This window comes from Brevibacillus parabrevis (assembly GCF_022701015.1).
Taxonomy (GTDB): Bacteria; Bacillota; Bacilli; order Brevibacillales; family Brevibacillaceae; genus Brevibacillus; species Brevibacillus parabrevis.
Genome location: NZ_CP064090.1, coordinates 1190722 through 1208934, shown reverse-complemented (window position 1 = coordinate 1208934; position 18213 = coordinate 1190722). Strand labels below are relative to the sequence as shown.

The following is an 18213-nucleotide window of genomic DNA, read 5'->3' as shown; positions in this document are numbered from 1 at the left end:
CCGAGCAGGATCATTTCGTACAAACAGCCACACCGATAAAGTAGCGCACGCCATCTCGCGGCTTTTCAAACGTCGGCCCTCGCTGATAGTAAATCTCCACCTGCGAAAACCGGACAAACAGCTCCTCAAACTCTTGGGGAGTCAATTGATGCACATGAAAAGGCTCGCTCGTCTCCTTGCCTCTCCCCCGGCCAAACGGACTGGACAAAACCAGTGTTCCGCCCGGTTTCAGCATGCGATACAGGTTGTCCATGAACAACAGATCGTCCGCTACATGCTCAATCGTTTCAAAGCTTAAAATCGTATCAAACAAGCCCAGCTTCTCGGGAAGGGCGGGATCGAGAGCGTCGGCTTTTTGGTACGTAATTTTTTGATGGTGATATTCCCGATTCGCGTAAAAAATCGTGTCGTCATCAATATCGACAGCGATCAACTCGGTCAATTCCCGCTTCCGATCCTTGGCAACCATATGACAGCCGTATCCTGTCCCGCATGCAATATCAAGCACTCTTCCTTTAATATAAGGAGTAGCAAAGTAATAGCGGGCGATGTGCTCCAGAAGCATGCCATTCGTCGGCTTCAGCAGCTTGGGGATGATTCTCTCCCCGGTCCATTCCAGCAAGGTCATCACCATTTCCTCGTTTTTACTTCCTCACATCTTACCCTATTTTTCGTCCAGTTCCTATCTCGGACAACTATTAAGAAATTTGTAAGAGATTTCTATGCTGTTTTGTCAAAGCTTTTCGTTAAGATAAAAACATGAATGCATTCATAAGGTGGGAAAACAATGGCGAACTATCATGTCCTCGTAGTCGACGACGAGGCAGAGATCAGAGATGCGATCGAAATCTATCTCAAAAACGAGTCTCTGATTGTGCATCAAGCGAGCAATGGTCTAGAAGCATTGGATATTTTGGAACGGGAAGAGATTCATCTCATTCTTTTGGACATTATGATGCCTCAGATGGACGGAATTACGGCAACTTTTAAAATCCGGCAGGACAAAAATATCCCGATCATCATGCTTTCTGCCAAATCGGAGGACACCGACAAAGTTCTGGGCTTGAACATCGGGGCCGACGACTATGTGACCAAGCCTTTTCATCCGTTGGAGCTGGTGGCGCGGGTCAAGTCCCAACTCAGACGTTATACCAATCTCGGCAATTACAAGGCAACCGAAGACGAGATTCAGGTTCGTGGATTGTCGCTGAACAAAAGTACGAAGTCCGTCGCTGTAGATGGCACCGAAGTCCGCTTGACCGCTACCGAATACAAGATTTTGGAGCTGCTGATGGAAAACAAGGGCCGGGTCTTTTCCATTGAGGAAATTTACGAACGCGTCTGGCGAGAGCCATATTTGAATGCAGAAAACACGGTTGCTGTTCACGTCAGGCGCATTCGGGAAAAAATCGAGATCAACCCGAAAGAACCGAAATATTTGAAGGTGGTATGGGGAATTGGATACAAGATCGAAAAATAGCCGCTTCACGCTGCCAGCGCTGTTCGCCCTGGTTGTCAGCGTCGCGCTTCTCGTACTGATTATGGCGGATATTTACCGCAACCGCGAGTATTTGCAACGGGACAACTACTTCCAGAGCGAAAGCTTCAATAGCGAAGTCAGACTGTTTGTAGGTCTGGTGAAAACGGTTCATGTCGACTTTGCCGACTATGAACGCAAGACGCCAGAACAAAAGCTGGGGAAAGCAGCCGTAGAGCAGTTCCAGCAAGACCGCAACAATGCTTATCAAGAGATCAGGCAGCGGTATGCTGACATGCACCCCGACGATGCTGCAGCGAAAAAGTCCGAGATGATCCGCGAGCTTGACGAAGCAACAGCCGAATGGGATGCGAAATTCAAACAAATGGTCGCGGAAAAAGATGCCGAGTACGAAGAACGGAAAAACAGCCTTGCCCTTCGCAACCCATCGTTCCACTACTATGTCAACGACTACAAGACAGGGAAAATTTACTCCAATAGCCACACGCCAACGGATGCAGAATTAAGCGAGAATGCCCGCTACGTAATCCGCTTTCCGGAAAACTCAGATCAAAGATACGGCGATTTTGCCGACATTAACCGCATGTATCAACTGAATCAATGGTCCGGCACTTTTTTTGTTCCGAAAATTCCTGATGGCTACAGCCAAGTACATGCAGATGCTGCCTACTTCGATGCCAAAAGGGATCGGCTGCGCGGAGAAGTCGTCCTGTTGATCGTGACATTGCTCTCTACCGCTGTCCTTTGCTGGTTTTTGCACCGGAACAAAGGCATTGAGCAACCGATTGTCGGCAAAACGCTGAGACTGTTCCGGCGTATCCCGCTCGATATCCGCATCCTCTTGCTGTTTCCGCTAGGTGCTACTTACCTGGCTATGATTTTCAGTCTGCGCTTCTTCTTTTTGCCGGTGGATGTCGAGCATTTCTTCACTCTCGGATTCATGTCTTTGTTTACCGCCTATTGGCTGCTGCAAGTTCTGGAAGCATGGCATATGTATCAGCAACCTGAGTCTCTTTCGCAACAGTGGCAAAGAAGCCTGTTTGCCCGACTGAAACTTGTTCTGCGTGAAAGCTACGCGCACAAAGGCTTGTTCTTCAAGTCTTCCCTGTTGTTCATTTTGACTGTCGGATTCGGCATGAGCGCAGCACTCGGCCTCGTCTCCATCGCGAAAGGCTCGGAAGAGTTGTTCGTGCTCAGTTTTCTGTACGGCTTGTTCTACCTGGCAACCGTCGTTCCGTACATTTTTCGCCGTTTGGCACTTATGAACCGCATCATGCGCGGAGCTTCCGAGATGTCAGCGGGAAATATGCAGGCCACGATTGAAAAAATCCATAAAGGGAGCCTCTCCGATCTCGCGCACTCGCTCAACAACATCAAGCTGGGCTTAAAACACGCGCTGGAAGAACAAATGAAGAGCGAGCGCATGAAGACAGAGCTGATTACCAATGTGTCGCACGATTTGAAAACGCCGCTCACCTCGATTATCAACTACGTGGACCTGTTGAAACGGGATAACCTGTCGGCGGAAGAGCTCAAGAGCTATGTCGATGTGCTGGACCGAAAAGCGGGCCGTTTGCGAGTGCTGATTGATGACCTGTTCGATGCCGCGAAAATGTCCAGCGGAGCTGTCGAGCTGCACATTGAGCAAGTAAACGTCTCGGCACTGCTCAACCAGGCGATCGCAGAGTTCAGCGAAAAGATCGAGCAATCCTCTCTCAAGTTTCGCGTCCAAACCGAGCAGCCGAAAATCATGGCTCCGCTCGATGGCAAAAAAACATGGCGCGTTTTCGAGAATCTGATTGGCAACGCCTTGAAGTATTCCATGCCGAATACGCGCGTCTTGATTGATTTGATCGAAAAACAGGATGAAGTCGTGCTCACCTTCAAAAACGTCTCGGCCTACGAAATCGACTTCGATGCCCAGGAACTGTTTGAACGATTCAAACGCGCCGATCAGTCCCGCCATACGGAAGGTTCCGGACTGGGGCTGGCGATTGCCAAAAGCATCGTGGAGCTGCAAGGCGGAAAGCTGTTGCTGGAAATCGATGGCGATTACTTCAAAGTAACGGTCGTATTTCGAAAAAGTCTCTGATCGATAAAAAGCCGTTGCCCGAACATGAAAAAGCCAATGCCCGCACTGTCAGGCATTGGCTTTGCGATTTTTATACGGCAAAGTTCCGCTGAAACAGCGACTGCAAAGCCGACGCTGTCTCCTGCTCGTCGATGCCCTCCACCTCAAACGTCATTTCATCGCCGGTCTTCGCCCCCAGCGCCATGACGCTCAAGATGCTTTTGCCGTTGGCTTGCTTGTCGTTGTAGATCATTTTGACCGACGAGCGGTATTGATTGAGCAAGTTGACCAGTACAGAAGCCGGACGGGCATGAAGGCCGCCGCTTACGGTGATTTCTACATTAAATCGGACCATTTCACACCTCCTTTTCTGCATCGTGTATGCCGAAAAATTTCTGGATGACGGCCGCCACCCCATGTTGATCGTTCGTGTCTGTCACATGTCGTGCCAGCCGCTTGACTTCGTCTGGAGCATTGCCCATGGCGACGCCCATCCCGACAAATTGCAACATTTCCAAGTCGTTGTAATTGTCGCCGACAGCCACAATTTGTTCCGGACTGATTTCCAGTCTTTTTGCCAAAAGCGCAAGCCCGCTCGCTTTGGAGATTCCCTCTGGCAATATCTCCAGATTGCGTGCACCGGAAGTCGTTACCCGAATTTCCGGCAAGTCGGTTGTCTCCAACTCTTTTCTGGCTACCGCAATCTCGCTTTCCTCGCCCATGACGAAAATTTTCGGTACGCGCACCGCATGCTCCTGGACGTGCCCGATCAAATCAGCGGAAGTCATCAGTTTGACCGGATAGCGCTCCCGCCAAAGCTGGCGCAAGGTGCGCGTGTTCACCAGCGGATACAAGTCCTTCCACTTCCAGCGCCGATTGGTGAGCGTATAAGCTTCGTGCAGCAGCATGACATCCAGCTCGTACTTCGCCAAAATGTTTGTCACCGAAGCGGTCGTTTCAACAGGTATCCGACTGACGTGCAGTTCCTCGTCTGTCAGCGGATCAGCCACATACGCCCCGTCATGCGACACGAGCGGAGTGCTGATGTTCAACTGTCGGGCCAAAGCTTTCGCTGACGGATACGCCCGTCCGGTAGCCAGCGTTACGAACACGCCTCTGTCTGCAAGCCCGCTGATCGCTTGCTGCGTGACTTTTGCCATCGAATGATTCGACATCAGAATGGTCCCATCCACATCCAGGGCGAGCAGCTTGTATCTCGCGCTCTCGTTTTTTCTCTCAGCTTGTTCCACGGTTTTCCATCCTTACGTTACTGGCTTGAAAAACTGTGGCAAATGCTCTTTGTGCGCCTCCAGCATCTCGTCGAGAATTTGCTTGGCTACCACATCGGACGGCACCAAAGGATTGATCGTCATGGCGAGCAAAGCCTGGTGATAGTCACCCGTTACAGCCGCTTCCGCCGCCACTCGTTCAAACGACTTGATCTGCTGCACCAACCCGCGCACAGGCACTGGCAAATCCCCTACGGCAAGCGGGACTGGCCCTTCCCGGGTAATAACGCAGTTTACTTCCACAGCAGAGTCGTCAGGAATGCTCGCAATCGCCCCGTTGTTGCGGACGTTCACTGGCTGAATATCCCGTTTGTCGTTGTAGATCGAGTAAATCAGATTGCAGGCTGCTTCGCTGTAATAGGCACCCCCGCGCTTTTCCAGCTGCGGCGGCTTGATGTTCAGGTCAGGGTCTTCATACAGCGCGAACAGCTCCGCTTCCACCTGCTTGACCACTTCTGCCCGCGTGCCGTTTTTGCTCGCTTCCTCCTGCTCGTGCTCCAGCATGGTGCGAGTCTGGTAGTAGTAGCGGTGATACGGGCAAGGAAGAATCCCCAACGCTTTGATGAAATCTTTGTCCCAGCCGAGATCGAGAATGTTTTGCATCGTAATTCCCGATTGTTCGCCAGTCAGCTTGTCGATGATCTGCGGAGTGACGTTGTTTCCGTCCAGGTAGACTCCCAGCCCGAACACCATATGGTTCAGCCCGGCAAAGTCAATGTGTATCCGCGACTGATCGACCCCCAATATGGTCGCGACTCCCATTTTCATCCCGATGGGCACATTGCACAGCCCGATTACTTTCTTCCGGTTCGTGTATCGCAGAACGGCCTCCGTCACCATGCCAGCCGGATTGGTAAAATTAATCAGCCAGGCATCCGGGCACAGCTCTTCCATATCGCGGCAAATGTCCATGATGACCGGAATCGTGCGCAGCCCTTTGAACAGTCCGCCAGGCCCATTCGTCTCCTGACCGATGACCCCGTACTTCAGCGGAATGCGCTCATCCTTGATTCGGGCGTCCAGCAGCCCCACGCGCATTTGCGTTGTGACGAAATCCGCGCCCGCGAGCGCTTTGCGCCGATCCAGCGTCAGATGCACCTTCATAGGTACTCCGGCCTTTTCCACCATCCGCTTCGCCAAAGCACCGACGATTTGCAGCTTCTTCTCACCCTCGGGAATATCGACGAGCCACAGTTCGCGTACAGGCAACTCGTCGTATCGTTTGATCAGACCTTCCACAAGCTCTGGCGTATAGCTCGATCCCCCACCGATCGTTACGATTTTGATTCCGCTCACACTCCCGCCTCCTTTGCCGCGTGGACATGGCTGTACAGCTCGACAAACTCGCTGGCCAAATCCTTGATCGTCATCGCATTCATCAAATGATCCTGCGCATGGATCAACAGCATGCTGATCTCCGGTTTCTCACCCGCAATCTCCTTTTGGATAAAAGTCGTTTGGTGGTGATGGGCCCGGCTCAGCTCTTCGCCAGCTCGTTTCAGCGCATCTTGTGCGCCCGCCATGTCTTTGTTTTTCGCCAGTGCGATTGCTTCCATCGCCAGGCTTCTCGCGTTCCCTCCGTGTAAAATCAGCTGAAAAATAACGTCTGTATGGTCCAAATAGATCTCCACCTATCCGAGTTCTTTAAATGTCACGAGCTGTATCTGCCGTGTTTGCACGTACTCTTTTATCTCTTTTGCCGTTAAAATTTGCAGCTCCCGTGTACGCGGCAGCGCGTATGAACTGCCTGTCAAAATCGCTTCATCCAAATATGCGGGATGGGTCATCATCTCGGCCACAGAGCAGTCCGCCAGCTCCTCGACAATATCGAAGAAAGTTTGAACAGACAGGTCCTCTCCGTAAAAGCGGTGGGAAAAGCCTTCCGTGGTCAGCACATCCGGCTGCTTCTCCCTTTTCCCTGCTTGAAACCCCCACGGATTGCGCACCGGAAGCCGATATTCTTGTGCCAGGCGCAAAACGATCGGCAAAATCGCTGCATGAGCATGGACGTGATGATGACTGTCGATGTGCGTCGGGGTAAGTCCCGTCGCCAAATACTTTTCGATTTGGCTGCGCAGCTCCCTTTCTACATCCTCCGGCGACGTCGTGCCCAAATAGTCGTATCCACGGTGAAACCGCCCATGCTCATCTGTCAGGGATGGTACATCGTGGCTGACTGGAGCGCCACAGGTGAGCACCAGATGGATGCCCACCCCGAGTGTCGGCGTTTCCCTGGCCAATTGTACCGCGTGTTCGAAACCGCCCATGTTCACCATGGTCGTTGTAGAGGTGACGACGCCCGCCCGGTGCGCCTCGATGATCCCCAGATTCACCCCTTTCGAATAACCGAAATCGTCCGCATTCACAATCAGCTTCATAAAGCGCCTCTCCTCTGGTAAATTACAAGTTTACGGCTTGGTTCGAAGCGGCATTCGCCTGCTCCTCGCTCACCTTTTGTTTATCCCACAAGCGGAAGAACGGATAGTAAATCACCAACGCAATGACGAAATTCACAAGCTGGAGGACGCTGCCCGAGATTTTCCCGCCGGAAGCCAAATAGCCGCTAATAATGACAGGAGTCGTCCAGGGAACTGCCACGCCGCTTGGCTTTGCTACCCAGCCCAGTGACATCGCCACATAGCTGACAATGACCAGCACAACGGGCGCAAGAATAAACGGAATAATCAGAATCGGATTCATGACGATCGGCATCCCGAAAGTGACAGGCTCATTGATGTTGAACAAGCCTGGACCGATGGAAAGTCGGCTAATGTTTTTCATTTGCTCGCTGCGCGCACGGAACAGCATGAGCACCACGAGCGCTAAGGTCGCACCTGAGCCGCCCGCGTACACCCATAGATCAAAAAATTGGGTGGTGATGATGTTCGGCAAATCTCCATTCGGGTCCGCCTGGAACGCCGCCCGGTTTTGATCCATCAGAGTGAGCCAGATCGGGCTCATGATTCCGCCGACAATCGCCGCTCCATGCAGACCGAGCGCCCAGAGCAGATGGACGAGCAACACGCAGACAATCGCTCCAATCAAGCTGCTGCCCAATGCACTCAGCGGGCCGACCAGCAAATCTTTCACGATGTTGTGGATGCTTTCAAACGAAGTGTTTTCAATGAGGATGCGCAAGAGCCAGACGACCAGAAGCACGGCCGAAGCAGGGATCAAAGCGACAAAGGAGCGGGAGACAGCGGGAGGCACACCATCGGGCATCGACAGGACGATTTTCTTTTGAATGATCTTGCGGTAAATCTCGGTGGACAGCACCGCCAACAGCATCGCCACGAACAGCCCCTGGCTTCCCATCAAGGCGACCGGGATCACTCCGCCTACCTCTTGGGCTGCTGTAGCTCCCTCGGGGGTAAACATCGTCTTGTACGGGGTCGCGAGCAAGAAGGCAGCGACAGAAATCGCACCTGCCGACAGCGGATCAACCTTGTACTTTTCAGCCAATCGGTACGCTACTCCGAAGCTGACGATGAGCGCCATGATGTCAAACGTGGCATTCACCGGATACAAAAGCTTGGTTCGCCACAAGTCGCCAAACAGCCCAACCATGAACTCGTTGTAACCAGGGATAGGTATGAAGCCGATAATGAGAAAAAGAGACCCGATAATCAGCAAAGGCATGGTGAGAATGATCCCGTCACGAATTGCCTGCAAATGCTTCTGCTCCGCGATCCTGCCCGCCACAGGCATCACGCGGGCCTCCAGAAAAGAATTGAACCCTGCCATACGCATCCCCCTCTACTGTTTTAGACGAAGAGCAAATTCCAGCACGTTCTTCCCGTTCAGAGAACCGTAGTCAACCGTACGGATTACATCGACTGGAATCCCTCTTTCTTCCCCTACTTTTTTCATTTCCGCCAGCTTGTAGCGCACCTGCGGCCCCAGCAGGAGTACCTCGGCTTGGTCAATATGACTTTTTACGTCATCTGCTGATACCGCCCAGATTTTCACTTCCAGCCCTTTTTCCCGTGCAGCCTGCTCCATTTTTTGTACCAGCAAGCTCGTTGACATCCCAGCTGCGCAGCATAGCAAGATATTCAATATAACTTCCTCCCCTCAGTTGGTTATGTCCTTTTTCTAGAGCAAGTCGCGTGCCAAAACACCTTGTTTGTATGCGCTTTCACCAAAAAGGGCACCGTTGTCGCATTTTAAGAGTCGCAAAGTCAGCTTGCGCCAAAAGTGTTTGAATGAAAGCGCTATAGTGTTTGGAAAACAGGGACAATTTGAAAAAAAATAAAACACTAGCTACACCAGTGTTTTATTGTGTATGAAGAAATTCATGACGAAACAGACATCGTCCTCACTAAAAGTCACGTCGTATTTGTCTGCCAACGGCTGCAACTCATGGCGGATCAGGTTGTGCAGCGTGCGATTGCCCGCTAAAAATACGGCTTTGTCTGTATACGCGATGGAATGCTCTCCTGCTTTCAGCCGATCGACGAGACAACAAATGTGCAAATAGGCTCCGATTCTCGTATCAAAAGTAAGCGTGTTGCCCAGTCTTTCTTCCATGCGGGTCACACACGTCCTGACGTCATCGAGAATGTCCTGCCCTTTTACCATTTTCAGATGTTCTTTGAGCGATTGTTTCATTTTCACGTACGCTTCTTCCAGGTCGATCAGCTGCTGGATATCGGACAGCGCCTCGCCGTTCATCACATCATCCATGCTGTAGCAGCGCAAGCCGCGATCAAGCATGTAATTGCTCACGACGCACAAAACGGTCCGTTCTTCCTTGATTTTTTTCAGCCGACTTTTGGCCTGTGCTTTGTCCAGCAGTTGCAGCGGCACAAATTCCAACAGCTTTTCGTCATAGCGCAGCCGCGATTCCAGCAGTTGTTTTAAAAATAGCGCGCTGCCCTCGCCCGACAGGCAGGCTGCTACAATCGTCAAAGCTGGCGACAGCTTGGCTGGCGACTCCTTGGGCAGCTCCTCCCGATGTAGCATCGATATGCTGACGACATCGCGGTACACATCCTCCAAAGAATGTCCGAGCATGGCCTTGCGCGTCGCTTCGATGACGTGCGGGGTGCTCACCATCGGCACTACCTTTACCGGGATTCCCAGTTCCTTTTCGATCATTTCCCCAAAACCGAGCAGCGAGCCCATATCGACGAGCAAAAGCAGGCCGGATGCGCTACCGATGTCCCGCGCTGTCTTGATCGCCTGCTCCAGCACAAGCATGGAGTCTTCTTCCAGCGGCAAGTCAATTGCCCGCGCGTATTGGGTGACAAGCAACCGATTGGTCACGTCGACCATGGCTGTCGCGCCTCCGCTGCCGTGTGTAATGACAAGCACGCCCACCGTTTCCCGCTCCTCTTGCATGCTCTCGTCATCCAGCACGAAAAACATGGTGAGGTAGCCCGCTTCGCCAATCGGCAAGTCCATGAGCAAAGCTTCCTCGATCATCCGCACGCATTCCAATGCTACAGCGAACTCTTTTTTGTACTTGAGCCGCACGCTGTTGATATGCGGATGGACGATCTGCTTCCCTTGCGACAATCGCTCCTTTGACGTCTGGATGTGCAGCGCCAGCCCGAAGATTACTTTTTGGCTCAAAATTTTCTCCAGCTTCGCTTCCGCATAGCGCACGATGTCTTCGACCAGGTGGATAATGATCGGATCAATGATACGTGCCATATCTCCTTTGTTGATTCGCTGATGAACCCCTTTGATAAAAGTCGTGAAGTAGTTTTCTATGTCAAATTCCAGCTCTTCTTCGCTGACGCCCTGATTTTGCAGCTCGTATATTTTCTGCTCGATCTTTTCATAGACGCTGTTGGCAGCATCCTCCTGCTCGCCGCCAAACCAGATGCTTTCCTCGGAGGGCTGCACGACAAAACATTTGTGCTCGGTGCCAATCAGCTCGTCCAGCTCCTGCCTGTAGTCTTTTGCCATGAGCAGTCCCTGCTTGACGTGATGGGGCACATCCTGAATGGAGATGTGCAAAACATGCTTTTTCAGGGAGATATACTCGGCATAAGCGCTGGCGCAGGTCAGCTGGATGTCGGTCTTCAGTTGTCCGATGTTGTTGGGGCAGTGATAGCAAAGAAACGCCTGCAACACGCTCGCTGATATTTGAATCTCCCGGCCCAAGCGAAACGCTTCTTCACGGAAAATTTCCATGACGAGCCCGAGACGCTCCTCCATCCCCCGCTCCAGCAATGAGGGGAGCTTGATCACCATCGGTATGCGGCGCATGAACGTCTTGAGCAAGCTCGACTCCGGATTTTCGGTCGTCGCCATGACGATTTGCACCTGAGCCGTACGTTCCACTTCCGTCTCGCCGACCCGCCGAAATGTCCCTTTGTCCATGAAGGTAAAAAAGATTTCCTGGCCTTCCGCTGGCAGCCGATGAACCTCATCGAGAAACAGAATGCCGCCGTCCGCTTTTTCTACCAGGCCTTTGCGATCCATTTCCGCTCCGGTGTACGCGCCCTTTTTGACTCCGAACAATTGGCTGATCAAAAGCTGCGGATTGTTGGCGTAGTCAGCGCAGTTAAAGACGATGAAGGGCGCCCCCTTGTCCAGACGGCCGATATCTACAGCAAACTCGTGAATCATGCCCGCAAACCACGACTTGCCCACTCCCGTCTCCCCGAGAATCAGACAATGCATGCCGCGCGGCGGATACAGCACAGCCGCTTTGGCCTGCTCGATGCGCGTAATCAGGCTTTTGTTTTTCTTCGCCAGCCTGTCCAATGCAGTTTGCGCCAGGTAGAGCGAATCCTTCGCCTGTTTGACATAAAACAGGGTAGGACGCCCCTCCTCCTTTTCGATGCGGCCTTCCTTCCACAAACGGTTCAAATCACTGCTTACGTTGGCGCGGCTAAGACCCAGCAGCTCAGCCAGCTCGCTTGCACTGAGCTTTGTATCAGGACCTGAATCAAGCAGCTTCTGGTAAATGAAATCCACTCGTTTCATTGCGATCACCTGCCTCACAACTTGTCCGTTTTCATTTCAACAATATTTTGGAAAAACCTGCTTACCCATGAATATGATGGATGTACATGCCTCATCACGAAAAAACAGCCACCCTTCCAAACAGACAGGGTGGCTGTGTACAGTCGCTATACATTGACTTGCTGAATCGCTTTTCTCATGTCCAGCGTGTTGGCATTCAGGACAGCAGAAGCATCGTACACTTGTTTCATCATCTCCAGCTGCCTGTTCGTCATCGTCCGAATCTGTTCCGTCTGCTCGCTCACACCGGAAGCGATGTGCGCAATGCTGTTGACCGTAGCCGCTACTTCCTCAGACCCGGCAGACAGCTGCTCTGTCGTGACGGATACTTCCTGCACCTGCTCACTGACCAGCATGAACGCCTTGACCGCATGCAAAAACGATCGCTCTGCTTCAGTCGACAACTCTACGCCCTCTTTGATCTCTGTCGTGACCGTCTCCATCTCGACACTGATTTTCTCCGAGTCTTTTCCGATGTTGCCCAACAAAGCAGTGATTTGCTGGACAGAAGCGGCCGAGGCATTCGCCAGCTTGCCTACCTCCTGCGCCACAATCGTAAAGCCGAGTCCGTGTTCGCCCGCTCTCGCCGCTTCAATCGAGGCGTTCAGCGCGAGAATTTTCGTCTGCTCCGTGAAGCCTTGGATCGTGCCTAGCACATGCTCGATTTCCTGCGAATACGCTTTCAATTTTTTGGCGATCTCATAAGTCTGCTCAGCCGAAAGCGAAATGTCTTGCATCTGCTGGCTCATCCGTTTCATTGCCGCGTCACCGGATTGGGCGATTTCCAAAGCGTGAATGGAAGCATCGGATACCGTAGCGGAAGATTCAGCGATCCGCGCTATGCCAAGTGCAATCTCTTCAATCGCATTCGCACTGTCGTCCGCGCTTTTCTTTTGCGCGTGCGCTCCGTCGTAAATGACTTTGACGCTGTCATTCATGCTCTCTCCCATTTCCAGCATCTCATCGGCACTCACTGCCAGTTCTTTCGATGAGAGGACCAAATGATCAGACGTCTTGTCCATATTCACTACCAGTCCGCGAACCCGGCTGTGCAGATGTTCGGACATCGTCAGCATAGACTGATAGACGGTGCCGATTTCATCCACGGACTTTACCGGAGAGGAACGCAAAATGACTCCGGCTGCCGCCAGATCGCCCTCAGCCAGCTTCTCCGCGCTCTCCTTGACGACATGCAACGGACGCAATGCCCGCTGGACAAACCAGACAATCGCGAGCACAGCCGCGAACATGACAACGAGCATCAGGATGTAGATCGGAACGCTTTTCCACAGCACGTTGGTCGCCAACTGCTCGTACACCTTTACATCGGTATCAATCCCCAACGCCCCGAGCACTCCACCGCTTTTGTCTTTGACAGGAACATACGCCGATATGTAAGTCCCGTACTCCGGATTTTCGATAATGGGCGAGCTTGCCTTGTTCCCCGCCATAATCGCCTTCACAGCATCTGGGGGCATATCTGTCACTTCATCAATCGGAGAAGCAGCCGGATCGTTGGGCGGACGTCCATCAATCATAATTTTCGGCACTTGATTCTCATCAAATCGCACGAAGTAGACGTAAATCGCTCCGATTTGTGTGCGGAACACATCCAGCTCCTGTCTAAGCTCCCAGTACAGGTCCGTTTCCTTCGGCTGCTTCAGAAAATCAGCATACTGCTCCGGCTTCATTTGAGCAGCATAGCTTTCTGCAATGCGCATGTTGTAATTGTTGATTCCTTCTTCAACCGCATCTCTCGTCTGCACAATCTGCGTGGCAATGTTTCCCGCAGCGACCAGAACCAAGACGGAGATGATGACACACAAAATACGAACAATCAGATGCTTTTTCATAAATGACATCATTCGTCTGCTTCTCCTCCGCGTCTCATGATCAATAAAAATGAGTTCTGTATGACTATCTGCATGAATACCATCATAGGCGATTTTTGGAATCAGGAACAGAGCATATAGTTCAAAATACCCATATCTGTCACAATTTTTTCACTCTTCCCGGCAGATCGTCTCTGTTCGCTTTTCATGGACAGTTGATTAATTTTCGTTCCATTCTCCGCAGGTACGATATAATGGTTTTATCATGACTGACAGGAGATCAAGATTGCCATGATGGTTTTCACCTTGTTCACCATGTGGGCATTGGGCCTGCTGGCTCTGTTCACCGACCCGAAACGGACGTCGATCCGCTGGGCCTGTGCCACTGCCTTTGTCGGAGGGGCTGGCTTTCTCTCTGCGGTCATCGATGAAACGATCATGCCGCTTTGGGCGGAGATGTTCACCATGACACCTGGTACAGAACAAACCTTGCTTTTTCTCAGCCGCCTGTCGTCTTTTATTTGTCAGGTCGGACTGCCTTATTCGTTTCTCATGTTCGCCGTGCATTCGGCGGAGTTTCTTGCGCGCAGAACCAAACTCATCACGCAGTTTGCTGCGCTCTGCTTCCCGGTCTCGATGCTTGCCATTACGCCGATTCACCCGGTTTTGGCTTTTAATTACTGGATCATGGTCGCCTGGGTCATTCCTTTTTTTCTGGTTTCGTGCACGCTGCTCATCGTACAGTACCGGAGCGAGAAAGACCCGCTGGTCAAAAAGAACAGCTTTTTCACCAACGTGCTGATTATCGTCCCGCTCTTTTTCGTCTTTATTTTTATTTACGTCATGCGCATCCAAAACGATTACGAAGCCTGGCGGTACAACATGCTCGTCGTCGCCATCCAGTTCATTCTGATTGTCGCCATCAGCCTGAAATACGGGTTCCTCGGCGTCCGGCTGCGCGTAGAAAAAAGACGCCTGGACAGCACGCTGCGTGCTCTCACATCCGGTGCGCAAATCATTAATCATACGATCAAAAACGAAGCAGGAAAAATCTCCTTGTACGCGGATCGCATCGAAACGTATGCAAAGGAAACAAACCAGCCAGGCTTACAGGAAGATGCCGTAGTGCTCCTGCAATCGTCCCAGCACATGCTGGACATGATGAACCGCATCCAAACCCAGCTGCGCGACGTGGAGCTGCAAGAGTCCCCTACTGCGCCGAGCGAAATCGTCACACAAGTCATCCACAATTTGAAGCCGTACACGGAAAAATATCAGGTTCAAGTGGAAGCCGAGCTGGATGAGAGCCTTCGTCTGCGCTGCGATGCCGTGCAGCTGCGGGAAGTGTTGACCAATCTGTGCATGAACGCGATCGAAGCGATGCGCTCCGGCGGAAAGCTCCATGTGCAGCTCTTTTTGTCCAATCGGCATCTCGTCATCGCCGTTGCGGATACGGGAACAGGCATTTCCAAAGAAAATTTGCCGCATGTCCTCGATCCGTTTTTCTCTACCAAAAGAACCGGACAAAACTTCGGGCTTGGCCTGTCTTATTGCTACAATGTCATGCAAAAACATCAAGGAATGCTGGAAATATACAGCGAGCAGGGAAAAGGCACGACCGTCTTTCTGTTCTTCCCGAAAAAACGCGTCATAACACATTGATGAAAGCAGGAAGGGGGCTATCGGCATGGAAGCCATCAAAGTATTTCTCGTAGAAGATGATCCCGTCTGGCGAAAAGGTCTGATCGATTACTTGAACAAAGAGCCGGGTCTGGCCGTGGTCGGCGAGGCAGGGACCAAAGCAGAAGCTGTGGAGCGGTTTTTGAACGCAGGCGCTGACATCGTCCTCATGGATATCAACCTGACCGAAAACAATCTCGATGGCATCGAAACGGCCATGGAGCTGATTTCCCTGCAAGCGGACTGTAAAATCATCATGCTGACGTCATTGACAGCCGAGGACGTCATCGTCGAGTCCTTTTCCGCTGGTGCCGTCAATTACATCAGCAAATCCAGCTTCAAGGAAATTCCCGAAGCGATCCGCGCTGCCCACAACCGCCAGTCGGCGATTCACCCGACCGCCGCAGCCGCTTTGCGCAACGAGTTTTTGCGCCTGAAAAACGAGGAGAACCAAAAGCTGCTTTCCCCGGCAGAAAAGGACATCCTCCAACTGATTCACCAAGGAAAAACCCAGACGCAAATCGAACAATCCTTGCACATCACCAAGCGCACGATCAAAAACCACATCAACCGCATCCTGAAAAAAATGGGCGTGAAAACGAGCAAGGAAGCGGCCTCCAAAGCCAGCCAAAAGAAGCTGTTCTAGGTCTTATTACCAGGTACCAATGAATGTTGGTACTTTTTTTACTTCCCCCACTCCTTACAATGAAAACATAAAGCAACGCCATTATTCCTTGTAAAGGTGTGGTCCACATGGTCCTCATTCATTCCTTCCTGAAAATGATTTTAATGCTGTGGTTTCGACCTCGCGTTCACGGACTAAACAAAATCGATCTGACGCAGCCGTCTCTGATCATTCCCAATCACGTCTCCCTGCTGGACGCGGTGCTCCTGTCGTTCTGTTTGCCAAAAGGAGCGACCTTCGTCGTCAACACGGAGATCGCCAAGCGCTTCGCCTTCTTCCTGCGCTTCCGCAAGCACATCGCCATCGATCCGCTGAACCCTTACTCGATCCGCCATATGCTGCGGGTGATCCGCAAAGGGGAGACGCTGGTGATCTTTCCGGAAGGCCGCATCACGACGACTGGCGGCCTGATGAAAATTTACAGCGGCGTAGGCTACCTCGCCATGAGAACGGGCGCGACTGTTTATCCGATCGCGATCAACGGACTGGAGCGCTCGATCTTCTCCTATCTGAAAGGCAAGCTGCGTCTCCAACTGTTTCCACTCGTCACTATGACCGTAGGCACCCCGTTCACCATCGCACGCGAAGAAAACCGTTCGATGCGCGAGCAAAAAGCAGCAGCCAATGACCTGATCCTCCGTACGTTGCAAGATGAAATTTTTCAAAGCCGAATGAAGCAAAATGTAAACCTGTTCGATGAAACGATTGCAGCCGCGCGCCTTAACGGATCAAAAATGGAAATCGCCAAAGACTTGACCACAGCGATCAACTATCGCACGTTGCTGATCGGAAGCTACTTGCTCGGCAAAAAATTGCAGCAGCCGCTGACGGGAAAACCAGTGGTCGGCGTGTTCCTCCCGAACTCGGTCGGTCACCTGATTACGTTGCTGTCCTTGTTTTCGATCGGAAAAACACCTGCAATCCTAAACTTTTCGCTCGGCATCCGCTCGCTTCTGGACTGCTGCGAGACTGCCCATATCGACACGATCCTGACATCGCGCGCCTTCATCGAAAAAGGCAAGCTGGATCACATCATCGCTGGCCTGTCGCCGAGCATGCAAGTGATTTATCTCGAAGATTTGAAAGCATCGGCGACCGCTTTTGACAAACTGGCTGCCTTTGGCTCCTATCTGACTGGCAAAAAAGCGGCGCACGGCGCCAATGAGCTGATCCTGTTCACTTCCGGCAGCGAAAGCAAGCCAAAAGGCGTCGTGCTGACGCACACCAACCTGTATGCGAATATCCAGCAGGTGACCAGCATGATCGACATTACGAGCCGCGACAAGTTTTTCAATGCATTGCCGATGTTCCACAGCTTCGGCTTGACTGCCGGCACGCTTTTGCCAGTCGTCAAAGGGATTCCCGTCTACTTGTACCCTAGCCCGCTGCACTACAAGGCGATTGCGGAGCTGGTGTACGACCAGAACGCGACGATTTTGTTCGGCACCTCGACGTTTATGGCAGGCTACGGACGAATGGCGCACCCGTATAACTTTTACTCGCTACGCTATGTGTTCGCAGGAGCGGAAAAACTGAAAGACGATGTTCGCAAGCTGTGGATGGAGAAATTCGGCGTGCGGATTTTTGAAGGGTACGGGGCAACCGAAACGGCACCGATTCTCGCTCTGAACACGCCGCTGGCGAACAAACCCGGTACGGTGGGACGCTTGGTGCCTGGCATGTCGTATCGCCTGGACCCTGTTGCCGGAATCGACGCAGGCGGAGAACTGCTCGTCAAAGGCCCGAACGTCATGAAAGGCTACCTGATCCACGGAAAAGGCTTCGTTCCGGCAGAAGAGTGGTATCACACCGGAGATTTGGTGACAGCCGACCAGGAAGGTTTTCTCAGCATCCAGTCCAGACTGAAACGCTTCGCCAAGATCGGCGGCGAAATGGTCTCGCTGAATCTGATTGAAGAATTGGCGATGCAATGCTTTGGACATTCCGGCTTCGCTGCGATTACCGTCAATGATCAGCGAAAAGGCGAGCGCGTCCTGCTGTTTACGACAGACGAAAATGTGGCGCTCGGTCAACTGCGCTCGTATTTGACCGAAAAGCAATACTCGCCACTGCTCATCCCTGGCACCATGCAGTTCATCAAGACATTGCCGCTGCTCGGGAGCGGGAAAACCGATTACGTCAGTCTGAAGCAACTCGCAGAAAGTGGAGGAAACTGA

15 protein-coding genes are annotated in these 18213 nt (G+C 52.1%); 5 read left to right on the top strand and 10 right to left on the bottom strand.

The window, feature by feature from the left end:
- Nucleotides 1-10 precede the first annotated feature (10 nt).
- A complete protein-coding gene (locus tag IRJ17_RS05825; RefSeq protein ID WP_122962460.1) occupies nucleotides 11-634 on the bottom strand; it encodes a class I SAM-dependent methyltransferase in 624 nt (207 codons plus the stop codon).
- A 153-nt stretch (nucleotides 635-787) separates the two neighbouring features.
- On the opposite strand from IRJ17_RS05825, the gene IRJ17_RS05820 reads away from it, so the two are divergent.
- Nucleotides 788-1480: a response regulator transcription factor gene (locus tag IRJ17_RS05820; RefSeq protein WP_122962459.1), complete on the top strand. Its 693-nt coding sequence runs from the start codon at nucleotides 788-790 to the stop codon at nucleotides 1478-1480.
- A complete protein-coding gene (locus IRJ17_RS05815) occupies nucleotides 1458-3590 on the top strand; it encodes a sensor histidine kinase (protein ID WP_242773675.1) in 2133 nt (710 codons plus the stop codon). The genes IRJ17_RS05820 and IRJ17_RS05815 overlap by 23 nt, the downstream gene beginning before the upstream one ends.
- Before the next feature lie 70 nt (nucleotides 3591-3660).
- On the opposite strand, the gene IRJ17_RS05810 is transcribed toward IRJ17_RS05815, so the two are convergent.
- From IRJ17_RS05810 to IRJ17_RS05770, 9 genes are all read right to left on the bottom strand, one after another.
- Nucleotides 3661-3924 (bottom strand): HPr family phosphocarrier protein, encoded by a 264-nt coding sequence (locus tag IRJ17_RS05810; RefSeq protein WP_122962457.1) that lies wholly within the window; start codon nucleotides 3922-3924, stop codon nucleotides 3661-3663.
- A 1-nt stretch (nucleotide 3925) separates the two neighbouring features.
- Nucleotides 3926-4819 carry a Cof-type HAD-IIB family hydrolase gene (locus tag IRJ17_RS05805; protein WP_229049768.1) on the bottom strand — a complete coding sequence of 298 codons (894 nt, stop codon included), beginning with the start codon at nucleotides 4817-4819 and terminating at the stop codon, nucleotides 3926-3928.
- A gap of 12 nt (nucleotides 4820-4831) precedes the next feature.
- Entirely contained in the window at nucleotides 4832-6154 is a 1323-nt protein-coding gene (locus tag IRJ17_RS05800; RefSeq protein WP_173596299.1) for a 6-phospho-beta-glucosidase, read from the bottom strand.
- Nucleotides 6151-6477: a PTS sugar transporter subunit IIA gene (locus IRJ17_RS05795; RefSeq protein WP_122962455.1), complete on the bottom strand. Its 327-nt coding sequence runs from the start codon at nucleotides 6475-6477 to the stop codon at nucleotides 6151-6153. The genes IRJ17_RS05800 and IRJ17_RS05795 overlap by 4 nt, the downstream gene beginning before the upstream one ends.
- A 12-nt stretch (nucleotides 6478-6489) precedes the next feature.
- Nucleotides 6490-7236 (bottom strand): chitin disaccharide deacetylase, encoded by a 747-nt coding sequence (gene chbG, locus IRJ17_RS05790; RefSeq protein ID WP_122962454.1) that lies wholly within the window; start codon nucleotides 7234-7236, stop codon nucleotides 6490-6492.
- A 22-nt stretch (nucleotides 7237-7258) separates the two neighbouring features.
- The gene (gene celB, locus IRJ17_RS05785; protein ID WP_370641087.1) at nucleotides 7259-8602 is read right to left on the bottom strand and encodes a PTS cellobiose transporter subunit IIC; all 1344 of its coding nucleotides are present in this window, start codon (nucleotides 8600-8602) and stop codon (nucleotides 7259-7261) included.
- 12 nt (nucleotides 8603-8614) lie between these two features.
- On the bottom strand, nucleotides 8615-8917 hold the full coding sequence (locus IRJ17_RS05780) for a PTS sugar transporter subunit IIB (protein ID WP_063228821.1): 303 nt from the start codon (nucleotides 8915-8917) through the stop codon (nucleotides 8615-8617).
- A gap of 204 nt (nucleotides 8918-9121) precedes the next feature.
- Entirely contained in the window at nucleotides 9122-11800 is a 2679-nt protein-coding gene (locus IRJ17_RS05775; RefSeq protein WP_242773664.1) for a sigma-54-dependent transcriptional regulator, read from the bottom strand.
- A 146-nt stretch (nucleotides 11801-11946) separates the two neighbouring features.
- On the bottom strand, nucleotides 11947-13704 hold the full coding sequence (locus tag IRJ17_RS05770; RefSeq protein WP_242773656.1) for a methyl-accepting chemotaxis protein: 1758 nt from the start codon (nucleotides 13702-13704) through the stop codon (nucleotides 11947-11949).
- Between the two features lie 258 nt (nucleotides 13705-13962).
- Here IRJ17_RS05770 and IRJ17_RS05765 point away from each other — a divergent pair, with 258 nt between their 5' ends.
- The 3 genes from IRJ17_RS05765 to IRJ17_RS05755 all read left to right on the top strand — a co-directional run bounded on the left by IRJ17_RS05765 (nucleotide 13963) and on the right by IRJ17_RS05755 (nucleotide 18213).
- Nucleotides 13963-15333, top strand: a complete 1371-nt coding sequence (locus tag IRJ17_RS05765) for a sensor histidine kinase (protein WP_122962450.1) — start codon at nucleotides 13963-13965, stop codon at nucleotides 15331-15333.
- A gap of 25 nt (nucleotides 15334-15358) precedes the next feature.
- Nucleotides 15359-15997: a response regulator gene (locus tag IRJ17_RS05760; RefSeq protein ID WP_122962449.1), complete on the top strand. Its 639-nt coding sequence runs from the start codon at nucleotides 15359-15361 to the stop codon at nucleotides 15995-15997.
- Between the two features lie 107 nt (nucleotides 15998-16104).
- On the top strand, nucleotides 16105-18213 hold the full coding sequence (locus tag IRJ17_RS05755; RefSeq protein ID WP_173599553.1) for an AMP-binding protein: 2109 nt from the start codon (nucleotides 16105-16107) through the stop codon (nucleotides 18211-18213).

Bases quoted from the DNA above. Each gene is read 5' to 3' on its own strand.
- IRJ17_RS05825 (WP_122962460.1), bottom strand. From the start codon at position 634: ATGGTGATGACCTTGCTGGAATGGACCGGGGAGAGAATCATCCCCAAG.
- IRJ17_RS05820 (WP_122962459.1), top strand. From the start codon at position 788: ATGGCGAACTATCATGTCCTCGTAGTCGACGACGAGGCAGAGATCAGA.
- IRJ17_RS05810 (WP_122962457.1), bottom strand. From the start codon at position 3,924: ATGGTCCGATTTAATGTAGAAATCACCGTAAGCGGCGGCCTTCATGCC.
- chbG (WP_122962454.1), bottom strand. From the start codon at position 7,236: ATGAAGCTGATTGTGAATGCGGACGATTTCGGTTATTCGAAAGGGGTG.
- celB (WP_370641087.1), bottom strand. From the start codon at position 8,602: ATGGCAGGGTTCAATTCTTTTCTGGAGGCCCGCGTGATGCCTGTGGCG.
- IRJ17_RS05775 (WP_242773664.1), bottom strand. From the start codon at position 11,800: ATGAAACGAGTGGATTTCATTTACCAGAAGCTGCTTGATTCAGGTCCT.
- IRJ17_RS05770 (WP_242773656.1), bottom strand. From the start codon at position 13,704: ATGATGTCATTTATGAAAAAGCATCTGATTGTTCGTATTTTGTGTGTC.
- IRJ17_RS05765 (WP_122962450.1), top strand. From the start codon at position 13,963: ATGATGGTTTTCACCTTGTTCACCATGTGGGCATTGGGCCTGCTGGCT.
- IRJ17_RS05760 (WP_122962449.1), top strand. From the start codon at position 15,359: ATGGAAGCCATCAAAGTATTTCTCGTAGAAGATGATCCCGTCTGGCGA.
- IRJ17_RS05755 (WP_173599553.1), top strand. From the start codon at position 16,105: ATGGTCCTCATTCATTCCTTCCTGAAAATGATTTTAATGCTGTGGTTT.